The following is an 18011-nucleotide window of genomic DNA, read 5'->3' as shown; positions in this document are numbered from 1 at the left end:
ACGGCCTCTTTCTTTTGTTTAAGGGTCATCATGGATAAGATTAAGAAGTTACTCGCCGACGGCCAGTTTGGCGTTGCACTGGCTCAACTAGATGAACAACTCCCCAACGCTGAAGGTGATGAGCGAAAAGAAGCGTTGTATTACTCAGCGGTTGCTCTGCGCTACTTAGGACGACTAAATGAAGCGCATCAACGTTTAGATAAGTTACTTGATAGTTGGTCTGAGTTTGGTAGAGGCCACCAAGAGTTAGCTCATACGATGCGTGCGCTAGGACATCAGGAAGCTGCCCTAAACGCCTATTACCAGGCGTTAAAATTAAACCCTGCTTTATATGCGAGTTGGGATGCTACTGCAAGAATTGAGGCGCAACTCGGTAACCAGCGACAAGCCGAATTAAATGCTGAACAAGCCCAGTTTTTGCAAAAGCAACCCAAGCAAGTGGTCGGTGCGCTTAACTTGTTTCACGAGGGCAAACTATACAAAGCAGAACGTATTTGCCGCGCCTACCTACAACGTAACCCTCATCATATTGAGGCAATGCGCACATTAGCTCTGATAGGTGCTCAACTCGATGTGCTCAACGATGCCGAGTTTTTACTCGAGAGTGTATTGGTATTATCGCCCGAGTATAACCGAGCCCGTTACGATTACATCAAGGTACTGCAACGGCGACAAAAATTCACTAAAGCGTTAGAGCAAGCAACATTGCTGCGCCACAATGAGCCGAACAACCCATTATATAAGGCATTATACGCTAATCTTTGTAGTGCAATTGATAATCACGATGAGGCTTTAACACTGTATGATGAGTTGCTACGCGATAAGGTTGGCGATGTCGCTGGCGTCTATGTTGCTAAAGGTCACCTTCTGAAAACCTTAGGCGACACACAAGGCGCGGTTAAATGCTACCAGCAAGCCTACCAGCTACAGCCGATGTTTGGTGACGCGTTTTGGAGCCTTGCCAATTTGAAGACCTACCGCTTCGATGACTCTGAGTATCAACGGATGCAAACAGCAGTGAATGCGAGTGAGGCGCGCGTCGAGGATAAAGTCCACTTGAACTTTGCATTAGGTAAGGCGCTGGAGCAGCAGGGCGCGTATGACCAGAGTTTTAAATACTATCAGCGAGGCAATCAACTAAAACGCGAAACCAGTCACTACAAGCCAGAGGTATTGAGTCAACGTATTGAGGCACAAATTGAATATTTTGACGCCAACAAAATTGCTCACTTAGCGCAGTCGTCGATAAATCACTCTCAGCCCACGCCTATTTTTATAGTGGGTCTGCCGCGCTCCGGCTCAACATTGATAGAGCAGATCCTAGCGGCTCATTCGCAAATTGATGCAACACTTGAGCTTGCTAATATTCCGGCCATCGCACATGAGTTAAACGGGCGACAAGTTAATCGAGAAAAACCGCTTTACCCCAACGCTCTCGATGCGTTGTCGGAACAACAAATCGAGCAGCTCGCCCAGCGATACGTCAATGAAACCCAAGTCTATCGCGGTAATGCGCCGTTTTTCACTGATAAGATGCCAAACAACTTTCGTCACATCGGTTTAATTAAGCAACTCTTCCCCAATGCTAAGATTATCGATGCGCGGCGTAATCCCATGGATTGCTGTTGGAGTGCATACAAACAACTGTTTGCCGAGGGTCAGGAGTTTAGCTATAGCTTTGATATGCTTGCCGACTATTATAGGGATTATCTGAAAATGATGGCGCATTGGAACCAAGTATTTCCGGGCCAGATATACACGCTAATTCATGAACGTTTAGTAAATGCGCCAGAAGCACAAATCACTGAGCTGTTCAACTACCTCGGACTGGATGTTGAGCGCGCGTGTTTTTCACCGCATCAAAACAATCGCTCAGTTAAAACGGCGAGCTCAGAACAAGTAAGGCAACCGATTAGTACAAAAGGCATTGGACAATGGCGCAGCTTCGAGAAGTATTTGTCGCCATTGCAAGACGCTTTAGGCGATGTGTTAACTGAGTGGGAGCGCTAGCTCCCACCTTATTACTTCTTAGCCTCGTGCTGATAAGCGTCGTTCTCGTCGCGGTGGTCTTTGGTAGGACCAAACTTAGGCAGTTCGGTGTGTAATGCCGATTTTGCAAGAATATGCGCACTGATCGGGGCTGTTAAAAACAGGAAGATGGCAATCAGCAGCTCATTCAAGTTCAATGTTCCTTGCGCGGACGTTGAAATGATAGCCGCAATGACGATTCCACCAATCCCCATGGTGGTGTTCTTGGTCGGCGCGTGTAGTCTAGTAAAAAAATCTGGCAAAATCGCCAAACCGAGCGAGCCGACAAAAGCGAAGCTCGCACCTAAAAGAATGAAGAACGCAATTATCCATTGCACCCATTCTGGCAATTGACTTAGTGCTTCCATTTCCTCTCCTTACTCGATCAGGTCGCCACGCAGTAAAAACTTACCGGCTGCGATGGTACCGACGAAACCAAACATTGCGATCAACAAGGCCGCCTCAAAATAGGTTTGCGTATTTTGGTAGATCCCTAGCAATAACAAAAGCGCGAGAGAATTTATATAAACCGTATCCAGCGCTAAAATGCGATCGGGCAAATCAGGTCCTTTAGCCAAGCGCCAAAAGTTCATAATAATTGACAGGCTAAAGAGTACGAACGCAATGTGAATAACTGTCGTTAACATTGGAAAATCTCCTTCAGGCGACGCTCGTAACGGTGACGTATCACTTTTATTGTCTCCTCGGGGCTCTCATCAGAAAATGCGTGAATGAGTATACCGCGGCGACCACGCGTGATTTCGCAGGATACCGTCCCAGGGGTCAAGGTAATTGTGCTGGCGAGAATTGTTACGGGGAGTTCATCTACCATATCCAACGGAAACACGAATAATGCTGGTTTAATGTGTTTACGGCGGCCCAAGATCAATGCGGCAACTTTAAAGTTAGCCACGACGATGTCAAAGATTAAAATAACCAAATAAATCAACGCCAAATGTGGCTTTTTGATGGTTTTAAACTCAGGCCAAGCAGGGCGTAATAATAACGGTAGGAGTGTGGTTACTATCAAACCTAGAATCACAACACCTGGGGCAATGGAATTAAACAACAATAGCCAAATGGCTAACAGGCACAGTGTTAGAAACGGCGCTGGGAACAACTTACTCATATTGGCCCTCTCCATTGCGTTTTGGAATAATATTATTCGGGTATGTTTGGGTATCGAGCAATTGGTCTGCTACGGCATCGGTATAGTCTCGAATCGGATTAGCGAAAATCGTAAGTACCAATGATAAGGACAACAGTACGCCGATTGCGATACGTTTACCCATGGGCGCCGATTGATCATTGGGTTTACCTTGTAAGGTATGCCAGATCATCTTGCTACCGGTGCGGCTCATCATAATTAACATCACCAGTGTCGCTGCAAGCATAGTGCCCCATAACCAGAAGCCACTGGCTGAAACAGGGGCGGCCTGTAAGATCATTAGTTTACCAGCGAATCCACTCAATGGCGGTAAGCCAATAATTGCAATACTCGCAACAAGAAACATGACCGCGTAAGTATTGTGGTTAGCCATACGCTTACCTGTAACGATTCTTGAAGCCGTTTTGCCGCGTTCTAATGCCATTACATCAGCCAGCAGGAATAAGGCGCCCGTGATGACGGTTGAATGGATTAGATAGAATAGTGCAGTACTTATACCCGCCGCTGAACTGAAGCTATAGGTGGCTAATAAGGTGCCAACCGACACGATAACTAAATAAGCAACTAATAGCCTAAGATCTCGAGCACCTAACATACCAATAATGCCAAAAATCAGTGTTAGAATACCCAGTATCCAGAGCCAGTCTGCGGCAAGCCATGTAAGTTCGTTAGCTTCGGGCCCAAAGATAAGGGTATAAACACGAATGATGGAGTAAACACCCACTTTGGTCATGATAGCAAACAATGCGGCGACCACACCGGTAGTCGTTGAATAAGCTTGTGGCAACCAAAAATGCAGTGGCAAGATAGCTGCTTTGATACCAAACACCGCGAGTAGCATAAAGCCACCCGCTTTGGCGAGAGCAGCTTCATCACCCGAAAGGAGTGCGACTTTTTCGGCCATATCCGCCATATTCAGGGTTCCGGTCGTGGCGTAGAGCGTGCCGACACTGATGAGAAACAGTGCGGACCCTAATAGGTTGAGTAATACATAGTGTAATGTCGAGCGGACGCGGAATTTCCCGCCACCATGCATCATTAACCCATAAGAGGATATTAATAATACCTCAAAGAATACGAATAAGTTAAATAGGTCGCCGGTTGCAAACGCACCAATGATGCCCATCACTTGGAACTGGAACAGCGCATGAAAATGCGAACCTAAGTTATCTTCCGCGTAGCAACCATAGATCAGTACTGGTAGTGCAAGCACGGCCGTTAACAAAATCATTAGTGTACTGAGTTTATCAAGCACTAATACAATGCCGAACGGTGCTGGCCAATCGCCGAGTGCATAAACCAACATGCCATGTTGATTTACATGGGCGAGTAATAAAGCCGCGAACACCAGTGTTAAGATACTCGATGCTAAGCCAAGTGCACGGCGTTTAGGTTGCGGACGGTCGCCCCAAGGGAGCAACTGCAATAGCGCAGTAAATAACGGAATAAGTATTGGTAATATTGCTAGGTGTTGTTGCCACATTAGCGCGATGACTCCCCACTATCTTGTTCATTCACTTCATCTGTGCCGATTTCACCACGTGTACGCACAGCCAAAATGACCGAGTACGCGGTCATAGCAAAGCCGATGACGATGGCCGTAAGTACCAATGCTTGCGGTAACGGGTCCGCATACTCCGTGTTGGTGCCTAAAATGGGCGCGCCATTAATCGTGAGTCTGCCGGTCGAGAACAAAAATAAGTTAACGGCATAAGACAGCATCGTGATGCCGACAACCACAGGAAATGACCGACCTCGCAAGATGAGAAACACGCTGCAGGCTGTCAGTACACCGACGGTAACTGAGAATAACGCTTCCATTTAATTACCCTCCTGACGGGGACGATGACGTGTGGTCATTTTGCCGAAGTTACTGAGAATCATCATGGTGGCCCCGATTACGGTGAGAAATACACCTAAATCGAATAGTAACGCCGTGGCAAATTCAAATTTACCAACCACTGGCCAATTAAGATATGTGAACCAAGACGTAAGGAAAGGGCGGTCAAAGAACCAACTACCTACCCCGGTTAGGGCCGCAATCATCACACCAAAGGACATTAACGACTGGTAATTGACGTTAAAGCGCTCTTTCACCCAGTCGACACCGTTCGCTATGTACTGCAGGATCATTGCAGATGCAGCAATAAGACCCGCAATAAACCCGCCACCAGGCAAGTTGTGTCCGCGTAAGAAAATATAAACCGCGACGACCATTGCCATCGGTAGCACTAAATTGGCTACATTAGTGAGCATCAAAGGATGCTTGATACGATGCCAAGGGCGACCATCAATATCGCTAGAAGGCATGAATGGTTTGAGTTTATTCAGTAACTTGTGAATACCAGCAGCGGCAATCGCCAAGACGGTGATTTCGCCCAATGTATCAAAGCCACGAAAGTCGACTAAAATAACGTTAACCACGTTTGTTCCACCGCCGCCTGTCTTCGCGTTAGCGATGAAGAAGTCCGAAATCGTCTCAAAGTCGCTTGTCAGAATGCCATAGTTAAGCGTGGCAACAATGCCACCTATCAAGCTGGCAATAAGAATATCGCGAAACACCCGGTGCCCGGTTGATGCGCGAGCGGTTTTCTGGGGCATAAAAAATAGTGCGAGCACCATCAATATGATACTGACCACCTCTACGACTAACTGCGTCATCGCAAGATCGGGGGCGGAAAAATGTGCAAAGGACAGTGATACAATCAAGCCAACCACTGACAACATCATCAACATGATGAAACGGTGCCGATGAAGAATAGCCGTAGCAAAACCTGCGACCATTAATACAGACGCACCCACTATCGATACAAAATCAATAGGTTGCTGTGGTCGAGTGCCTTCGAGGCTAACAATATCGAACAATTGAGGTATTACTAGCACAATGACTGCGATTAACACTAACGCCATGTAACGTTGCAGTGAGCCTGTATCGATATAAGCAAATAAACGATTGGCACTATCACATACAGTCTGAACGATACGTTCAAAGTTGTGCTTAGCATCCTGACCTTCAAACTGACGGTTAAATGTGAAAAGCTGATCGCGTTGGCTGTAAATAACGATACCACCTACGATGGCAACTGCACTCATTAGGAGTGGAAGATTAAATCCGTGCCATAAACTCAGTTTTACATCAGTCGGAGCAAGTACCACACTACTGACGGCTTGATTTAAGATGCCAGATACGGACAGCATCGGAATTAGGCCGATGATGATACATAAAGCCGCCAACACCAGTACCGGAAGCGCCATCATTTTAGGCGGGTCGTGGGGGTGCTTGGGTAACTCTTTATAATCTCCGTTAAAGAACACATCATGAATAAAGCGGATTGAGTAAGCCACGGAGAGTGCAGCGCCTACAGTTGCGAGCATAGGAACAAACCAACTTAAACCACCAAACAAGTGCTGGTTAAGGGCTTGATCGAGAAACAATTCTTTCGACATAAAACCGTTGAACGGCGGAATACCGGCCATAGACGCCGTTACAACCATGGCGAGTGTCGCTGTTATCGGCATAAAACCAAGCAACCCCTGCAATTTACGCATGTCGCGTGTGCCCGTCTCATGATCAATTATTCCTGCTGTCATGAATAGACCCGCTTTGAAACAAGCGTGATTTATCACGTGAAATAGTGCGGCTATGACAGCGGCTTGGGAGCCGATACCAAGCAACATGCATATCAACCCCAAATGGCTGACAGTAGAAAACGCTAATAAGCCCTTCAAGTCGTGCTTTAATAGCGCAAAGTAGGCGCCCACGAGCATAGTGACAAGACCGATCAGGGTCACGGTGATAAACCAAAACTCAGTACCCGCTAATGCCGGGTGCATGCGGGCAAGCAAGAATATCCCCGCCTTAACCATGGTAGCAGAGTGTAAGTAGGCACTTACTGGGGTCGGTGCTGCCATGGCGTGTGGCAACCAAAATTGAAATGGGAACTGGGCTGATTTTGTAAATGCGCCTAATAGCACCAGGATAAGCGCCGGGACGTATAGCCTGTCGGCCTGAATCGCATCTTTAGCGGCAAAGATTTCGTTGAGCTGATAACTACCAGCAATGTCGCCAATAATGAGCAAGCCAGCCAGTAGAGCGAGTCCACCTGCGCCGGTTGTTGCAAGTGCCATACGCGCACCACGACGTGCGTCGCTTTTGTGATACCAGTAACCAATCAATAAGAACGACGAAATACTCGTGAGCTCCCAAAATGCCCACATCAGCAATACGTTATCGGCTGTGACAATACCCAGCATTGAGGCCATAAACAGGAGCAGGCACGCGTAGAATCGGCTGTCACTATCCTCGCTAGACAGGTAATAGTGCGCATAAAGTATGATAAGCACACCGATACCTAAAATCAGACTGACGAATAATAATGATAAGCCGTCCAGTCGAAAGGCCAAGTCGAAGTCGATATTAGGCAACCAATGTTGAATGGCGGTGGGTATCTCGCCGCTTAGCGTTTGTTGGGCGAGTGGCCATGCAACCAAAATACATGACAGTGGGATTGCGATGGTGGCAATTGTCTTTACGGAGCGACTCGTTCGTCGAAGCAGTAAAGGAATCAAAGCACCAATCAATGGCGCGAACACAATATAAAATAGGTTCATAAGCTAATACGTATGGCCTCGGTTGCTATTCCACAAAACTGTACAAGTCAAACATGAACAATGTTTTACGAATTTACCATTGTAAAGGATGAGTGCCAACTGATACTGGTGGAGATACGACGATTAACAAAAAAAGTAAGATAACCCTATCACTTCATATTTTTATCTGTTACAATTCGCCGCCCTTTTTATAAGGGAAAAACCAAAAGGCAGCACGACCCGAGAGGGTCTGTTTTTTTAACTAAGCGGGGCACTGAAATGATCCAAATGCAAACTACCCTGGACGTTGCCGATAACTCCGGCGCGCGCAGCGTACAATGTATTAAGGTTCTAGGTGGTTCGCACCGCCGCTACGCGAACATCGGTGATATCATCAAAGTTACTGTCAAGGAAGCAATTCCGCGCGGTAAGGTGAAGAAAGGCGATGTTGTGAATGCGGTGGTCGTTCGCACCAGAAAAGGCGTCCGTCGTCAAGACGGGTCGGTCATCCGTTTTGACCGCAACGCGGCTGTGTTGTTAAACAACAACCAACAGCCAATTGGTACTCGTATCTTCGGTCCGGTAACTCGTGAACTGCGTTCTGAGCAGTTTATGAAGATTATCTCGTTGGCACCAGAAGTTTTATAAGGAGTCCATTATGGCGGCAAAAATTAAACGTGATGACGAAGTAGTCGTCCTGGCCGGTAAGGACAAGGGCAAGCAAGGCAAAGTCCTTAAAGTTCTTACCGATAAGAATCGCGTGATTGTGGAAGGTGTTAACGTTGTCAAGAAGCATCAAAAGCCAAACCCGGCTTTAGGTGAATCAGGTGGCATCGTTGAACAAGAAGCACCAATCCATATTTCAAACGTAGCGATCCTTAACCCAGAGACAGGTAAAGCAGATCGTGTTGGATTCCGATTCGAAGACGGCAAAAAAGTCCGTTTCTTCAAATCGAACAACGCAATCATTTAATTCAATTTTGGAGTTTTACGATGGCGAAACTGCATGATTTTTATAAAGAATCGGTAGTTCCTGGACTGATGAAAGAGTTCAGCTACAACAGCGTCATGCAAGTCCCTCGGATTGAGAAAATCACCCTTAACATGGGTGTTGGTGAAGCTCTGGCTGACAAGAAAGTACTTGACAATGCAGTGGCAGACTTAGAGGCAATCTCTGGTCAAAAGCCAATTCGTACTGTAGCGCGCAAGTCTGTCGCCGGTTTCAAAATCCGTGAAGGCTTCCCGATTGGCTGTAAGGTAACTCTGCGCGGCGAGCGTATGTGGGACTTTTTGCAACGTCTAATCTCGATTGCAATTCCACGTATCCGTGACTTCCGTGGCCTCAACCCTAAGTCGTTTGATGGTCGTGGTAACTACAGCATGGGTGTTCGTGAGCAGATCATCTTTCCGGAAATCGACTATGACAAAGTCGACAAGGTACGTGGTCTGGATATCACCATTACCACTAATGCTGGCACAGATGACGAAGCTCGTGCTTTGCTAGCTGCCTTTAACTTCCCGTTCAGAAAGTAAGGTGTAGAGTTATGGCAAAACAGTCAATGAAAGCGCGTGACGCGAAGCGAGCAAAGCTTGCGTCAAAATACGCAGAAAAACGCAATGCACTGAAAGCGGTCATTAATGACCCGAAAGCATCAGACGAAGAGCGTTGGGAAGCCGTACTTAAATTGCAACAGCTCCCACGTGATGCCAGTCCGACACGTCAACGTAATCGTTGTCGTATCACTGGTCGTCCTCACGGTTTCCTCCGTAAGTTCGGCATGAGTCGAATCAAGGTGCGTGAGATGGCGATGCGCGGTGAAATTCCTGGCTTGAAAAAAGCTAGCTGGTAAGCCACGAATCACGGGAGAAAGCAAATATGAGCATGCAAGATCCAATTGCGGATATGTTCACACGCATTCGCAACGCTCAAGGTGCTAACAAAGTGTCAGTAAAGATGCCTTCATCTAAGCAAAAAGTGGCAATCGCCGAAGTGCTTAAGAAAGAAGGTTTCATTGTTGATTACCGCACTGAGAGTACTGCTAAACCTGAGCTTGAAATCGAACTTAAATACTTCGAAGGAAAGCCAGTTATTGAATCTATCGAGCGCGTTAGTCGCCCTGGTTTGCGTATTTACAAAAAACGCAACGAGTTGCCTAACGTGATGGGTGGTCTGGGTATCGCTGTTGTTTCAACATCGAAAGGCCTAATGACCGACCGTGCCGCTCGCCAAGCTGGTCTTGGTGGCGAAGTTATCGGTTACGTAGCGTAATTAGGAGGTAGGAGATGTCACGTGTTGCTAAAGCACCTATTGAGATTCCTGCTGGCGTTGAAGTTACGCTAAACGGTCAGGAAGTTACCATTAAGGGTGCCCAAGGCTCACTGAGTCACGTTGTTAACGACGCAGTAGAGCTTGTTCAAGAAGAGAACGAGCTGCGCACTGTCCCACGCGATGGAGTGGCTAACTCCACTGCACAAGCGGGTACTGCACGTGCGTTGTTAAACAATATGGTAGTTGGAGTAAGCAAAGGGTTCGAACGTAAGCTGCAATTGATGGGTGTTGGTTACCGTGCGCAAGCACAGGGTAAAAAACTAAACCTAACTTTGGGCTTCTCACACCCTGTAGAGTTCGAGATTCCAGAAGGAATCACAATCGAAACTCCTTCTCAAACTGAGGTTGTCGTTAAGGGCGCAAATAAGCAGCTTGTTGGACAAGTTGCCGCTAACATCCGCGCATATCGTAAACCTGAGCCTTACAAAGGCAAAGGTGTTCGTTATTCGGATGAGCAAGTGCGCCGTAAAGAAGCCAAGAAAAAGTAGGGTAATACGATGGACAAGAAAGCAGCTCGCTTACGTCGTGCTACTCGCGCACGTAAACAAATCAAAGAGTTGGGTGCAAACCGTCTGGTTGTACACCGTACGCCAAGACACATTTATGCACAGTTGATCGCACCTAACGGATCTGAAGTGCTAGCAGCCGCTTCGACGGTTGAAAAAGCGATCCGTGACCAAGTGGAAAAAACAGGTAATGCTGATGCCGCTAAGGTTGTGGGTAAAGTTATCGCTGAACGCGCGGTTGAGAAAGGTATCAAAGACGTTACTTTTGACCGCAGTGGTTTTAAATACCACGGTCGCGTTGCTGCATTAGCAGACGCTGCGCGTGAAGCTGGACTTCAGTTCTAGGAGACGAACATGGCAAATGTAGAAGCTCAAAACGGTGAACTGATTGAAAAGTTGATCACAGTTAATCGTGTAGCAAAAGTTGTTAAAGGTGGTCGTATCTTTAGCTTCACTGCACTGACTGTGGTTGGCGATGGCAAAGGCAAAGTCGGTTTCGGTTACGGCAAAGCACGTGAAGTGCCTGCTGCTATCCAGAAAGCGATGGAAAAAGCACGTCGCAACATGGTGACTGTGCAGCTTAAGGGTGAAACTTTACAGCACCCGGTTAAAGGCCGTCACTCAGGTTCACAGGTATATATGCAACCAGCGTCTGAAGGTACCGGTATCATCGCAGGTGGTGCGATGCGTGCGGTATTGGAAGTAGCAGGTGTACATAACGTGCTTTCAAAAGCATATGGTTCAACCAACCCAATCAACGTTGTTCGTGCAACTATCAAAGCATTGAACGACATGAAGTCGCCTGAGCAAGTTGCGGCTAAGCGTGGATTGCGCGTTGACGAGATACTGGGGTAGTGAACAATGGCGAAAAAGACATTAAAAGTAACACAGACGCGTAGCTCTATCGGTCGTTTACCGAAACATAAAGCTACACTACGTGGCTTGGGTCTCCGCCGTATTGGTCACACAGTAGAGTTGGAAGACACTGCTGCAGTCCGCGGTATGGTGAACCAAGTAATTTACATGGTTAAGGTGGAGGACTAAGCGATGAAACTTAATACTCTTGCTCCTGCACCGGGTGCAAAAAGCAGTAAGAAGCGCTTAGGTCGTGGTATTGGTTCTGGTCTCGGTAAGACTGGTGCTCGTGGTCATAAAGGTCAGAAGTCTCGTTCTGGCGGTACCGTGAAGCCAGGTTTCGAGGGCGGTCAAATGCCAATTCAGCGTCGTTTGCCAAAGTTTGGCTTTACTTCTCGTAAAGCGGCATTAACGGCTGAAGTAAACCTAGCTGAGATCGCAAAAGTTGACGGCGATGTCGTTGACTTGGCAGCGCTTAAAGCGGCTAACTTGATTCGTAAAGATGCATTGGCTGCAAAAGTCATTAAGTCTGGCGAAATCAGCCGTAAAGTAGCTGTAAAAGGTCTTAAAGTTACAAAAGGCGCTCGCGAAGCTATTGAAGCTGCTGGCGGAAACATCGAAGGATAGGTCTCATGGCTAAACCAGGATTGGAATCAAATCGAGCGCAAGGTGGCTTGTCGGAACTCAAGCGTCGCCTGTTGTTTGTGTTAGGAGCGATTATCGTCTTCCGAGCGGGCTCCTTTGTGCCTATTCCTGGTATTGATGCCGCCGTGTTAGCTCAGCTGTTTTCACAGCAAAAAGACACCATCGTTGCCATGTTTAACATGTTCAGCGGTGGTGCACTTGAGCGTGCATCCGTTTTTGCACTGGGAATTATGCCTTACATCTCTGCTTCGATTATTATGCAGTTGGCTACGGTGGTTCACCCACGCCTTGCGGAATTGAAGAAGGAGGGTGAAGCAGGACGTCGTAAGATCAGTCAGTATACTCGTTGGGGTACACTGATCCTTGCTACATTCCAGTCAATAGGGATCGCCACGGGCTTACCTAACTTGATGCCTGGTCTGGTTATAGACCCAGGCTTTCAGTTTTATTTCACCGCTGTGGTCAGTTTGGTTACAGGTACCATGTTCTTAATGTGGTTGGGTGAGCAAATTACTGAACGAGGCATCGGTAACGGTATCTCTATCCTGATTTTCGTGGGTATTGTTGCAGGCTTGCCTTCTGCTATCGGTCAGACAGCAGAACAGGCACGTCAAGGCGATTTAAATATATTACTCTTGTTGCTTATCGGCGTAATCGTGTTAGCGGTTACTTACTTTGTTGTTTTCGTAGAGCGTGGTCAACGTCGTATCGTTGTTAACTACGCGAAGCGTCAACAAGGACGTAAAGTATTCGCTGCGCAAAGCACACACTTACCATTGAAAGTTAATATGGCAGGTGTAATTCCACCGATTTTCGCATCAAGTATCATCCTGTTCCCAGGTACAATTGCGACTTGGTTTGGTTCAGGTGACGGTGTTGTTGCTGATGTGTTGCAACAAATTTCTATGACTTTATCTCCAGGTCAGCCACTTTATGTGTTACTATATGCGGCTGCGATTATTTTCTTCTGCTTTTTCTATACGGCGTTGGTTTTCAACCCGCGTGAAACTGCAGATAATCTGAAAAAATCTGGTGCGTTCATCCCGGGTATCCGCCCAGGTGAACAAACGTCTAGATACATCGATAAAGTAATGACTCGCTTGACGTTGGCAGGCGCGCTATACATTACCTTTGTATGTTTGGTTCCTGAGTTTATGATGATTGCTTGGAACGTTCAGTTCTATTTCGGTGGCACATCGCTACTGATTATCGTGGTAGTTATCATGGACTTTATGGCACAGGTACAGACGCATATGATGTCACATCAATACGATTCTGTACTTAAAAAAGCTAACCTGAAAGGCTACGGTCGCTAAGGTTAGGTAGAAACGGAGAGTAGCAATGAAAGTTCGTGCTTCCGTGAAGAAAATCTGCCGTAACTGCAAAATCATCAAGCGCAACGGTGTTGTGCGTGTGATTTGCACTGATGCAAAGCATAAGCAACGGCAAGGTTGATTCGAAGGAAAGGGCGGCGGCTTTAGGGTCGCCACCTTTAGTATTTGCAATTCGGCAATCGGTTGAGTATCCTAACGGGCTTTTCAACTGAAGCCTACAAAAAAAGGAGACGTGTTAGTGGCCCGTATCGCTGGCATTAACGTTCCTGACAATAAACACGCTGTGATTGCATTAACTGCAATCTACGGTATCGGTCGTACTCGCTCTAGCGCAATTTGCGAAGCAGCGGGCATTGCTGAAGATACCCAGATCGGTACATTGTCAGAAGAGAAATTAGACGTTCTTCGTGAAGCAGTAGCTAAGTATGCAGTCGAAGGTGACCTGCGTCGCGAAGTTTCAATGAACATCAAACGGTTGATGGATCTCGGATGTTTCCGTGGTCTTCGTCATCGTCGCAGCCTCCCTTTACGTGGACAGCGCACTAAGACAAATGCGCGCACTCGTAAAGGACCGCGCAAACCGATTAAGAAATAAGGGGGATTGAGTAATGGCTAAAGCACAAACTCGTTCTCGCAAGCGCGTTAAAAAGCAAGTCGCCGATGGCATGGCTCACGTGCATGCATCTTTCAACAACACCATCATCACCATCACAGACCGTCAAGGTAATGCGTTGGCATGGGCTACAGCTGGTGGATCAGGGTTCCGTGGTTCACGGAAATCAACCCCGTTCGCTGCGCAGGTAGCTGCTGAGCGTGCTGGTGAAATGGCGAAGGAATATGGTCTTAAGAACTTGGAAGTATTTGTAAACGGTCCAGGTCCAGGTCGTGAATCATCTATTCGCGCACTGAACGCCGTAGGATACCGCATCACGAATATTACCGATGTGACACCTATTCCTCACAACGGTTGTCGTCCGCCTAAGAAACGTCGCGTTTAAAGGCGTGAATCGATAGTTGGAGAAAGATCATGGCAAGATATTTGGGTCCTAAACTCAAGCTAAGCCGTCGCGAAGGAACAGATTTGTTCTTGAAAAGCGGCGTACGCGCAATCGATTCTAAATGTAAGATCGAAACTGCTCCTGGTCAGCATGGTGCCCGTCGTGGCCGTTTGTCTGATTACGGTGTTCAGTTGCGCGAGAAGCAAAAAGTACGTCGTATGTACGGCGTGTTAGAGAAGCAATTCCGTAACTACTACAAAGAAGCTGCTCGTCTTAAAGGCAATACCGGTGAAAACCTGTTGCAGTTGCTAGAACAGCGTTTGGATAACGTAGTTTATCGTATGGGTTTCGCGTCAACACGCGCTGAAGCTCGTCAGCTAGTCAGTCACAAGGCAGTTGTTGTTAACGGTCAAGTGGTTAACATTCCATCATTCATGGTTCGTCCTGAAGATGTAGTGTCTGTTCGTGAAAAAGCGAAGAAGCAAGCACGTATCAGTGCAGCGCTTGAGCTTTCTGAACAGCGTGAAAAGCCAGTTTGGTTAGAAGTTGACAGCAACAAAATGGAAGGTCAGTTTAAGCGTCTTCCAGAACGTAGTGATTTGTCTGCTGAAATTAACGAACAGTTGATCGTAGAGCTTTACTCTAAGTAAAGCTTAAGCATAGAGAGAGGACACAATGCAGGGTTCTGTTACCGAATTCCTAAAGCCGAGGTTAGTTGACATCGAGCAAATTAGCACGACTCACGCCAAGGTGACACTGGAGCCTCTAGAGCGTGGCTTTGGTTACACCCTAGGCAACGCTTTACGTCGTATTCTATTGTCGTCAATGCCAGGCTGTGCAGTGACTGAAGTAGAAATCGACGGCGTGCTGCACGAATACAGCAGCAAAGAAGGCGTGCAAGAAGATGTCATCGAAATTTTGTTGAACCTCAAAGGGCTGGCTGTCAGCTTAGAAGGTAAAGACGAAGCGACGTTGACCTTGAATAAATCCGGTGCAGGTCCTGTAACCGCAGGTGATTTCCAGCACGATGGTGATGTTGAAATCGTCAATCCTGAGCACGTAGTTTGTCACCTTACTGGCGACAACGAATTGAATATGCGTGTTAAGGTTGAACGTGGTCGTGGTTATGTTCCTGCGTCGGCTCGTCAGTCAGAAGATGACGAGGAGCGTCCGATCGGTCGTCTGTTAGTGGATGCCTCTTTCAGTCCAGTTGAGCGCATTGCGTACAGCGTTGACGCTGCACGTGTTGAACAGCGCACTGACTTGGACAAGCTGATTATTGAAATGGAAACCAATGGTACATTGGATCCAGAAGAAGCAATTCGCCGTGCTGCTACAATCCTAGCTGAACAGCTAGAAGCGTTCGTCGAACTTCGTGATATCAGCGAGCCGGAAGAGAAAGAAGAGAAGCCGGAATTTGATCCGATTCTCCTCCGTCCGGTAGATGACTTAGAATTGACTGTTCGTTCTGCAAACTGCTTGAAGGCAGAAGCAATTCAGTACATTGGTGACTTAGTACAACGTACCGAGGTTGAGCTGTTGAAAACGCCTAACCTTGGCAAGAAATCGCTTACTGAAATTAAAGACGTCTTGGCGTCTCGTGGTTTATCTCTTGGCATGCGCCTTGAGAATTGGCCACCAGCAAGCTTGATCGACAACGACTAAGTTGCCTTGGTAATTGATTTACTGAGAAGGGTATAGGTATGCGCCATCGTAAGAGTGGTCGTCAACTCAATCGTAACAGCAGCCATCGTCAAGCGATGTTCCGCAACATGGCAAGCTCGTTGGTGCGTCATGAGATCATCAAAACGACGTTGCCAAAAGCGAAAGAGTTGCGTCGCGTAGTCGAGCCGTTGATCACAATGGCTAAGCAAGACAGCGTTGCAAATCGCCGTTTAGCATTTGCACGTACACGTGATAAAGAAGTAGTGGGCAAGCTTTTCAATGAACTTGGTCCGCGTTATGAATCTCGCCCAGGCGGCTACACTCGCATTATGAAGTGTGGTTTCCGTGCAGGTGATAACGCACCAATGGCTTACATTGAATTGGTTGGCCGTCCAGAAGTTGAAGAAATCGAAGAAGCAGCGGAAACTGCGGAATAAGATGTATTCAGCTTGAATAAAAAGCCGGCTTTTAAGCCGGCTTTTTTAATGTGTGTATAAAGGACTATTTGTCTGCCCGGTTGCTTTCCTGCGCGCTGTAGACTTTAGCTATCTGTTGTTCTGTGAGGTAGCCATGTTCCTTAAACCATTCTAATTCAGCTCGCGTTATCCCTTGAGCTTTTGCCTCAACAATAAATCTATCCCATTGTTCCGGTTTCGGTGTTTTCTTTTGATTTGCTTCGTTGAAGTTGAAGAAGTCACGTACTGCAACAAAAGCTGATTTAGTGATTTGTGGTATTTCCTTAATGGAGGAAACCACTGCATCCAAAAAGCCATCCGGTGCGCTTTGAGCTGCTGACTTCACAACAGTTTCACTCATTTGTGGCTCACTTACTATGGCGACACGAACAATAGTGTTCAACTTTTCTGGTGCAAGTTGTGTGGCTGTGGTTACGATATCATCGATATAGCTAGGTTCCACATCGATAGCTTGTGCGATGGTTTCATCAAATGCTCGAGGTGCCACTAAGTGAGTAGTGGTTAACACGTCCGCCGTTAATGCTGGCTCTACTTGTATTACCGCGCGATTAATCAAAGGTATACGTGTTGGATAATGTTCATAAGCAGCAACTAAAATCTGATTAACGTGTTGTGGGTAGTGATTGACCAGAATGCGGACAGTACGAGTAATCGAAAAGTTGTAATTTAAGTGATCGTCGATAACAGCATTGTATTTATCGACAAGTTTCTTTTCTTGTTCAGTTAGCACCGTTAGATTCAAATCGGTGGCTTTGACCCCTACAATGGGGTTTGTCGGCTCTGTGTTATGAGCGTTTACTAAATTCGCATCTGCTGGTGCTATTAATAGACTCGCACTGAAAATACTCACGAGCGAAAGTCGCGTACAAAAGTGCATTATAGATCCCCCAGTTACTACTGAATAACATCCGTGTTTTTGATTGCTTATTGTGTTTGTGTGTTATTTATAGTTAAAAGTTCCCATGAATCAAACAATAAAGCAACAAAGATGGACAAAAAATCGCCATTTGAAATTAATTTAAAAAAAGTGCTTGCAAGTGCGAATAGGATCTCTATAATTCGCCGCCGTTGTCACAGAGAAAGACGCGAAAGCGGATGTGATGACGGTCAGCAAAACGAGTTGAAAAAAGTACTTGACGCGCTGGCAAAGGGATGTAGAATACGCATCCCTGCTTCGGGAACGAAGCAACGCTCTTTAACAAATTATCAAGCCAAGCAAACTGTGTGGGCACTTGCAAAAGTAAGCAACAAAAAATATTGCAACTTTTGAATGAGTGTCTAGCTACTGAGGTAGCAAGCACACGTAATTCATTGAGTTGATTGAACTACTTTTAATTGAAGAGTTTGATCATGGCTCAGATTGAACGCTGGCGGCAGGCCTAACACATGCAAGTCGAGCGGTAACAGAGAGAAGCTT

26 protein-coding genes and 1 rRNA gene are annotated in these 18011 nt (G+C 46.7%); 20 read left to right on the top strand and 7 right to left on the bottom strand.

The window, feature by feature from the left end; all coding sequences use genetic code 11:
* The first annotated feature begins 30 nt into the window (after positions 1-30).
* Positions 31-2010: a tetratricopeptide repeat-containing sulfotransferase family protein gene (locus BFR57_RS10320; protein WP_071463936.1), complete on the top strand. Its 1980-nt coding sequence runs from the start codon at positions 31-33 to the stop codon at positions 2008-2010.
* Positions 2011-2021: 11 nt separating this feature from the next.
* Here BFR57_RS10320 and BFR57_RS10315 read toward each other — a convergent pair whose 3' ends face one another.
* The 6 genes from BFR57_RS10315 to BFR57_RS10290 are packed head-to-tail and all read right to left on the bottom strand — an operon-like array spanning position 2022 to position 7807.
* The gene (locus BFR57_RS10315; protein WP_071463935.1) at positions 2022-2396 is read right to left on the bottom strand and encodes a Na+/H+ antiporter subunit G; all 375 of its coding nucleotides are present in this window, start codon (positions 2394-2396) and stop codon (positions 2022-2024) included.
* A 9-nt stretch (positions 2397-2405) separates the two neighbouring features.
* Positions 2406-2675 carry a K+/H+ antiporter subunit F gene (locus BFR57_RS10310; protein ID WP_071463934.1) on the bottom strand — a complete coding sequence of 90 codons (270 nt, stop codon included), beginning with the start codon at positions 2673-2675 and terminating at the stop codon, positions 2406-2408.
* A complete protein-coding gene (locus BFR57_RS10305) occupies positions 2669-3157 on the bottom strand; it encodes a Na+/H+ antiporter subunit E (RefSeq protein ID WP_071463933.1) in 489 nt (162 codons plus the stop codon). The genes BFR57_RS10310 and BFR57_RS10305 overlap by 7 nt, the downstream gene beginning before the upstream one ends.
* Complete coding sequence (locus BFR57_RS10300) at positions 3150-4679, bottom strand: monovalent cation/H+ antiporter subunit D (RefSeq protein ID WP_071463932.1); 1530 nt, start codon at positions 4677-4679, stop codon at positions 3150-3152. The genes BFR57_RS10305 and BFR57_RS10300 overlap by 8 nt, the downstream gene beginning before the upstream one ends.
* Positions 4679-5017 carry a Na+/H+ antiporter subunit C gene (locus tag BFR57_RS10295; protein ID WP_071463931.1) on the bottom strand — a complete coding sequence of 113 codons (339 nt, stop codon included), beginning with the start codon at positions 5015-5017 and terminating at the stop codon, positions 4679-4681. Before BFR57_RS10295 ends, BFR57_RS10300 begins: the two co-directional genes overlap by 1 nt.
* Entirely contained in the window at positions 5018-7807 is a 2790-nt protein-coding gene (locus tag BFR57_RS10290; RefSeq protein ID WP_071463930.1) for a monovalent cation/H+ antiporter subunit A, read from the bottom strand.
* 258 nt (positions 7808-8065) lie between these two features.
* Between BFR57_RS10290 and rplN the strand changes: the two genes are divergently transcribed.
* The 17 genes from rplN to rplQ all read left to right on the top strand — a co-directional run bounded on the left by rplN (position 8066) and on the right by rplQ (position 16555).
* On the top strand, positions 8066-8434 hold the full coding sequence (rplN, locus tag BFR57_RS10285) for a 50S ribosomal protein L14 (protein ID WP_006956444.1): 369 nt from the start codon (positions 8066-8068) through the stop codon (positions 8432-8434).
* A 10-nt stretch (positions 8435-8444) separates the two neighbouring features.
* Positions 8445-8759: a 50S ribosomal protein L24 gene (gene rplX, locus BFR57_RS10280; protein ID WP_006956443.1), complete on the top strand. Its 315-nt coding sequence runs from the start codon at positions 8445-8447 to the stop codon at positions 8757-8759.
* Positions 8760-8779: 20 nt separating this feature from the next.
* Positions 8780-9319 carry a 50S ribosomal protein L5 gene (rplE, locus tag BFR57_RS10275; RefSeq protein WP_006956442.1) on the top strand — a complete coding sequence of 180 codons (540 nt, stop codon included), beginning with the start codon at positions 8780-8782 and terminating at the stop codon, positions 9317-9319.
* A gap of 11 nt (positions 9320-9330) precedes the next feature.
* Complete coding sequence (rpsN, locus tag BFR57_RS10270; protein WP_071463929.1) at positions 9331-9636, top strand: 30S ribosomal protein S14; 306 nt, start codon at positions 9331-9333, stop codon at positions 9634-9636.
* 26 nt (positions 9637-9662) lie between these two features.
* Positions 9663-10055: a 30S ribosomal protein S8 gene (gene rpsH / locus BFR57_RS10265; RefSeq protein ID WP_071463928.1), complete on the top strand. Its 393-nt coding sequence runs from the start codon at positions 9663-9665 to the stop codon at positions 10053-10055.
* 14 nt (positions 10056-10069) lie between these two features.
* A complete protein-coding gene (rplF, locus tag BFR57_RS10260) occupies positions 10070-10603 on the top strand; it encodes a 50S ribosomal protein L6 (protein WP_071463927.1) in 534 nt (177 codons plus the stop codon).
* 9 nt (positions 10604-10612) lie between these two features.
* Positions 10613-10966: a 50S ribosomal protein L18 gene (rplR, locus tag BFR57_RS10255; RefSeq protein ID WP_006956438.1), complete on the top strand. Its 354-nt coding sequence runs from the start codon at positions 10613-10615 to the stop codon at positions 10964-10966.
* Between the two features lie 9 nt (positions 10967-10975).
* Positions 10976-11476 carry a 30S ribosomal protein S5 gene (gene rpsE / locus BFR57_RS10250; RefSeq protein WP_006956437.1) on the top strand — a complete coding sequence of 167 codons (501 nt, stop codon included), beginning with the start codon at positions 10976-10978 and terminating at the stop codon, positions 11474-11476.
* Between the two features lie 6 nt (positions 11477-11482).
* A complete protein-coding gene (gene rpmD, locus BFR57_RS10245; protein WP_006956436.1) occupies positions 11483-11665 on the top strand; it encodes a 50S ribosomal protein L30 in 183 nt (60 codons plus the stop codon).
* A gap of 3 nt (positions 11666-11668) precedes the next feature.
* Positions 11669-12103, top strand: a complete 435-nt coding sequence (rplO, locus tag BFR57_RS10240; protein ID WP_071463926.1) for a 50S ribosomal protein L15 — start codon at positions 11669-11671, stop codon at positions 12101-12103.
* A gap of 5 nt (positions 12104-12108) precedes the next feature.
* The gene (gene secY / locus BFR57_RS10235; protein ID WP_006956434.1) at positions 12109-13437 is read left to right on the top strand and encodes a preprotein translocase subunit SecY; all 1329 of its coding nucleotides are present in this window, start codon (positions 12109-12111) and stop codon (positions 13435-13437) included.
* 25 nt (positions 13438-13462) lie between these two features.
* Positions 13463-13576: a 50S ribosomal protein L36 gene (gene rpmJ, locus BFR57_RS10230; RefSeq protein ID WP_006956433.1), complete on the top strand. Its 114-nt coding sequence runs from the start codon at positions 13463-13465 to the stop codon at positions 13574-13576.
* 117 nt (positions 13577-13693) lie between these two features.
* Entirely contained in the window at positions 13694-14050 is a 357-nt protein-coding gene (rpsM, locus tag BFR57_RS10225; RefSeq protein WP_006956432.1) for a 30S ribosomal protein S13, read from the top strand.
* Positions 14051-14063: 13 nt separating this feature from the next.
* Positions 14064-14453 (top strand): 30S ribosomal protein S11, encoded by a 390-nt coding sequence (gene rpsK, locus BFR57_RS10220; RefSeq protein ID WP_006956431.1) that lies wholly within the window; start codon positions 14064-14066, stop codon positions 14451-14453.
* 29 nt (positions 14454-14482) lie between these two features.
* Positions 14483-15103 (top strand): 30S ribosomal protein S4, encoded by a 621-nt coding sequence (gene rpsD, locus BFR57_RS10215; RefSeq protein ID WP_071463925.1) that lies wholly within the window; start codon positions 14483-14485, stop codon positions 15101-15103.
* A 25-nt stretch (positions 15104-15128) separates the two neighbouring features.
* Positions 15129-16118 (top strand): DNA-directed RNA polymerase subunit alpha, encoded by a 990-nt coding sequence (gene rpoA / locus BFR57_RS10210; RefSeq protein ID WP_071463924.1) that lies wholly within the window; start codon positions 15129-15131, stop codon positions 16116-16118.
* 38 nt (positions 16119-16156) lie between these two features.
* On the top strand, positions 16157-16555 hold the full coding sequence (rplQ, locus tag BFR57_RS10205; RefSeq protein ID WP_071463923.1) for a 50S ribosomal protein L17: 399 nt from the start codon (positions 16157-16159) through the stop codon (positions 16553-16555).
* Between the two features lie 64 nt (positions 16556-16619).
* On the opposite strand, the gene BFR57_RS10200 is transcribed toward rplQ, so the two are convergent.
* Complete coding sequence (locus BFR57_RS10200; RefSeq protein WP_143441090.1) at positions 16620-17444, bottom strand: hypothetical protein; 825 nt, start codon at positions 17442-17444, stop codon at positions 16620-16622.
* 138 nt (positions 17445-17582) lie between these two features.
* On the opposite strand from BFR57_RS10200, the gene BFR57_RS10195 reads away from it, so the two are divergent.
* Together BFR57_RS10195 and BFR57_RS10190 are read left to right on the top strand one after the other, a co-directional pair.
* A complete protein-coding gene (locus tag BFR57_RS10195) occupies positions 17583-17864 on the top strand; it encodes a hypothetical protein (protein ID WP_071463921.1) in 282 nt (93 codons plus the stop codon).
* A 62-nt stretch (positions 17865-17926) separates the two neighbouring features.
* Positions 17927-18011 (top strand): 16S ribosomal RNA (locus BFR57_RS10190); the annotation flags it as partial.

It is taken from the genome of Idiomarina sp. MD25a (assembly GCF_001870515.1).
Lineage (GTDB): Bacteria > Pseudomonadota > Gammaproteobacteria > Enterobacterales > Alteromonadaceae > Idiomarina.
The sequence above is the reverse complement of the archived record's forward strand: the minus strand, read 5'-3'. Positions and strand labels throughout refer to the sequence as shown.

What these genes read in the sequence shown, in the direction of transcription:
- BFR57_RS10320 (WP_071463936.1), top strand. Translation starts at nt 31, where the DNA reads ATGGATAAGATTAAGAAGTTACTCGCCGACGGCCAGTTTGGCGTTGCA.
- BFR57_RS10315 (WP_071463935.1), bottom strand. Translation starts at nt 2,396, where the DNA reads ATGGAAGCACTAAGTCAATTGCCAGAATGGGTGCAATGGATAATTGCG.
- BFR57_RS10310 (WP_071463934.1), bottom strand. Translation starts at nt 2,675, where the DNA reads ATGTTAACGACAGTTATTCACATTGCGTTCGTACTCTTTAGCCTGTCA.
- BFR57_RS10305 (WP_071463933.1), bottom strand. Translation starts at nt 3,157, where the DNA reads ATGAGTAAGTTGTTCCCAGCGCCGTTTCTAACACTGTGCCTGTTAGCC.
- BFR57_RS10300 (WP_071463932.1), bottom strand. Translation starts at nt 4,679, where the DNA reads ATGTGGCAACAACACCTAGCAATATTACCAATACTTATTCCGTTATTT.
- BFR57_RS10295 (WP_071463931.1), bottom strand. Translation starts at nt 5,017, where the DNA reads ATGGAAGCGTTATTCTCAGTTACCGTCGGTGTACTGACAGCCTGCAGC.
- BFR57_RS10290 (WP_071463930.1), bottom strand. Translation starts at nt 7,807, where the DNA reads ATGAACCTATTTTATATTGTGTTCGCGCCATTGATTGGTGCTTTGATT.
- rplN (WP_006956444.1), top strand. Translation starts at nt 8,066, where the DNA reads ATGATCCAAATGCAAACTACCCTGGACGTTGCCGATAACTCCGGCGCG.
- rplX (WP_006956443.1), top strand. Translation starts at nt 8,445, where the DNA reads ATGGCGGCAAAAATTAAACGTGATGACGAAGTAGTCGTCCTGGCCGGT.
- rplE (WP_006956442.1), top strand. Translation starts at nt 8,780, where the DNA reads ATGGCGAAACTGCATGATTTTTATAAAGAATCGGTAGTTCCTGGACTG.
- rpsN (WP_071463929.1), top strand. Translation starts at nt 9,331, where the DNA reads ATGGCAAAACAGTCAATGAAAGCGCGTGACGCGAAGCGAGCAAAGCTT.
- rpsH (WP_071463928.1), top strand. Translation starts at nt 9,663, where the DNA reads ATGAGCATGCAAGATCCAATTGCGGATATGTTCACACGCATTCGCAAC.
- rplF (WP_071463927.1), top strand. Translation starts at nt 10,070, where the DNA reads ATGTCACGTGTTGCTAAAGCACCTATTGAGATTCCTGCTGGCGTTGAA.
- rplR (WP_006956438.1), top strand. Translation starts at nt 10,613, where the DNA reads ATGGACAAGAAAGCAGCTCGCTTACGTCGTGCTACTCGCGCACGTAAA.
- rpsE (WP_006956437.1), top strand. Translation starts at nt 10,976, where the DNA reads ATGGCAAATGTAGAAGCTCAAAACGGTGAACTGATTGAAAAGTTGATC.
- rpmD (WP_006956436.1), top strand. Translation starts at nt 11,483, where the DNA reads ATGGCGAAAAAGACATTAAAAGTAACACAGACGCGTAGCTCTATCGGT.
- rplO (WP_071463926.1), top strand. Translation starts at nt 11,669, where the DNA reads ATGAAACTTAATACTCTTGCTCCTGCACCGGGTGCAAAAAGCAGTAAG.
- secY (WP_006956434.1), top strand. Translation starts at nt 12,109, where the DNA reads ATGGCTAAACCAGGATTGGAATCAAATCGAGCGCAAGGTGGCTTGTCG.
- rpmJ (WP_006956433.1), top strand. Translation starts at nt 13,463, where the DNA reads ATGAAAGTTCGTGCTTCCGTGAAGAAAATCTGCCGTAACTGCAAAATC.
- rpsK (WP_006956431.1), top strand. Translation starts at nt 14,064, where the DNA reads ATGGCTAAAGCACAAACTCGTTCTCGCAAGCGCGTTAAAAAGCAAGTC.
- rpsD (WP_071463925.1), top strand. Translation starts at nt 14,483, where the DNA reads ATGGCAAGATATTTGGGTCCTAAACTCAAGCTAAGCCGTCGCGAAGGA.
- rpoA (WP_071463924.1), top strand. Translation starts at nt 15,129, where the DNA reads ATGCAGGGTTCTGTTACCGAATTCCTAAAGCCGAGGTTAGTTGACATC.
- rplQ (WP_071463923.1), top strand. Translation starts at nt 16,157, where the DNA reads ATGCGCCATCGTAAGAGTGGTCGTCAACTCAATCGTAACAGCAGCCAT.
- BFR57_RS10195 (WP_071463921.1), top strand. Translation starts at nt 17,583, where the DNA reads ATGGACAAAAAATCGCCATTTGAAATTAATTTAAAAAAAGTGCTTGCA.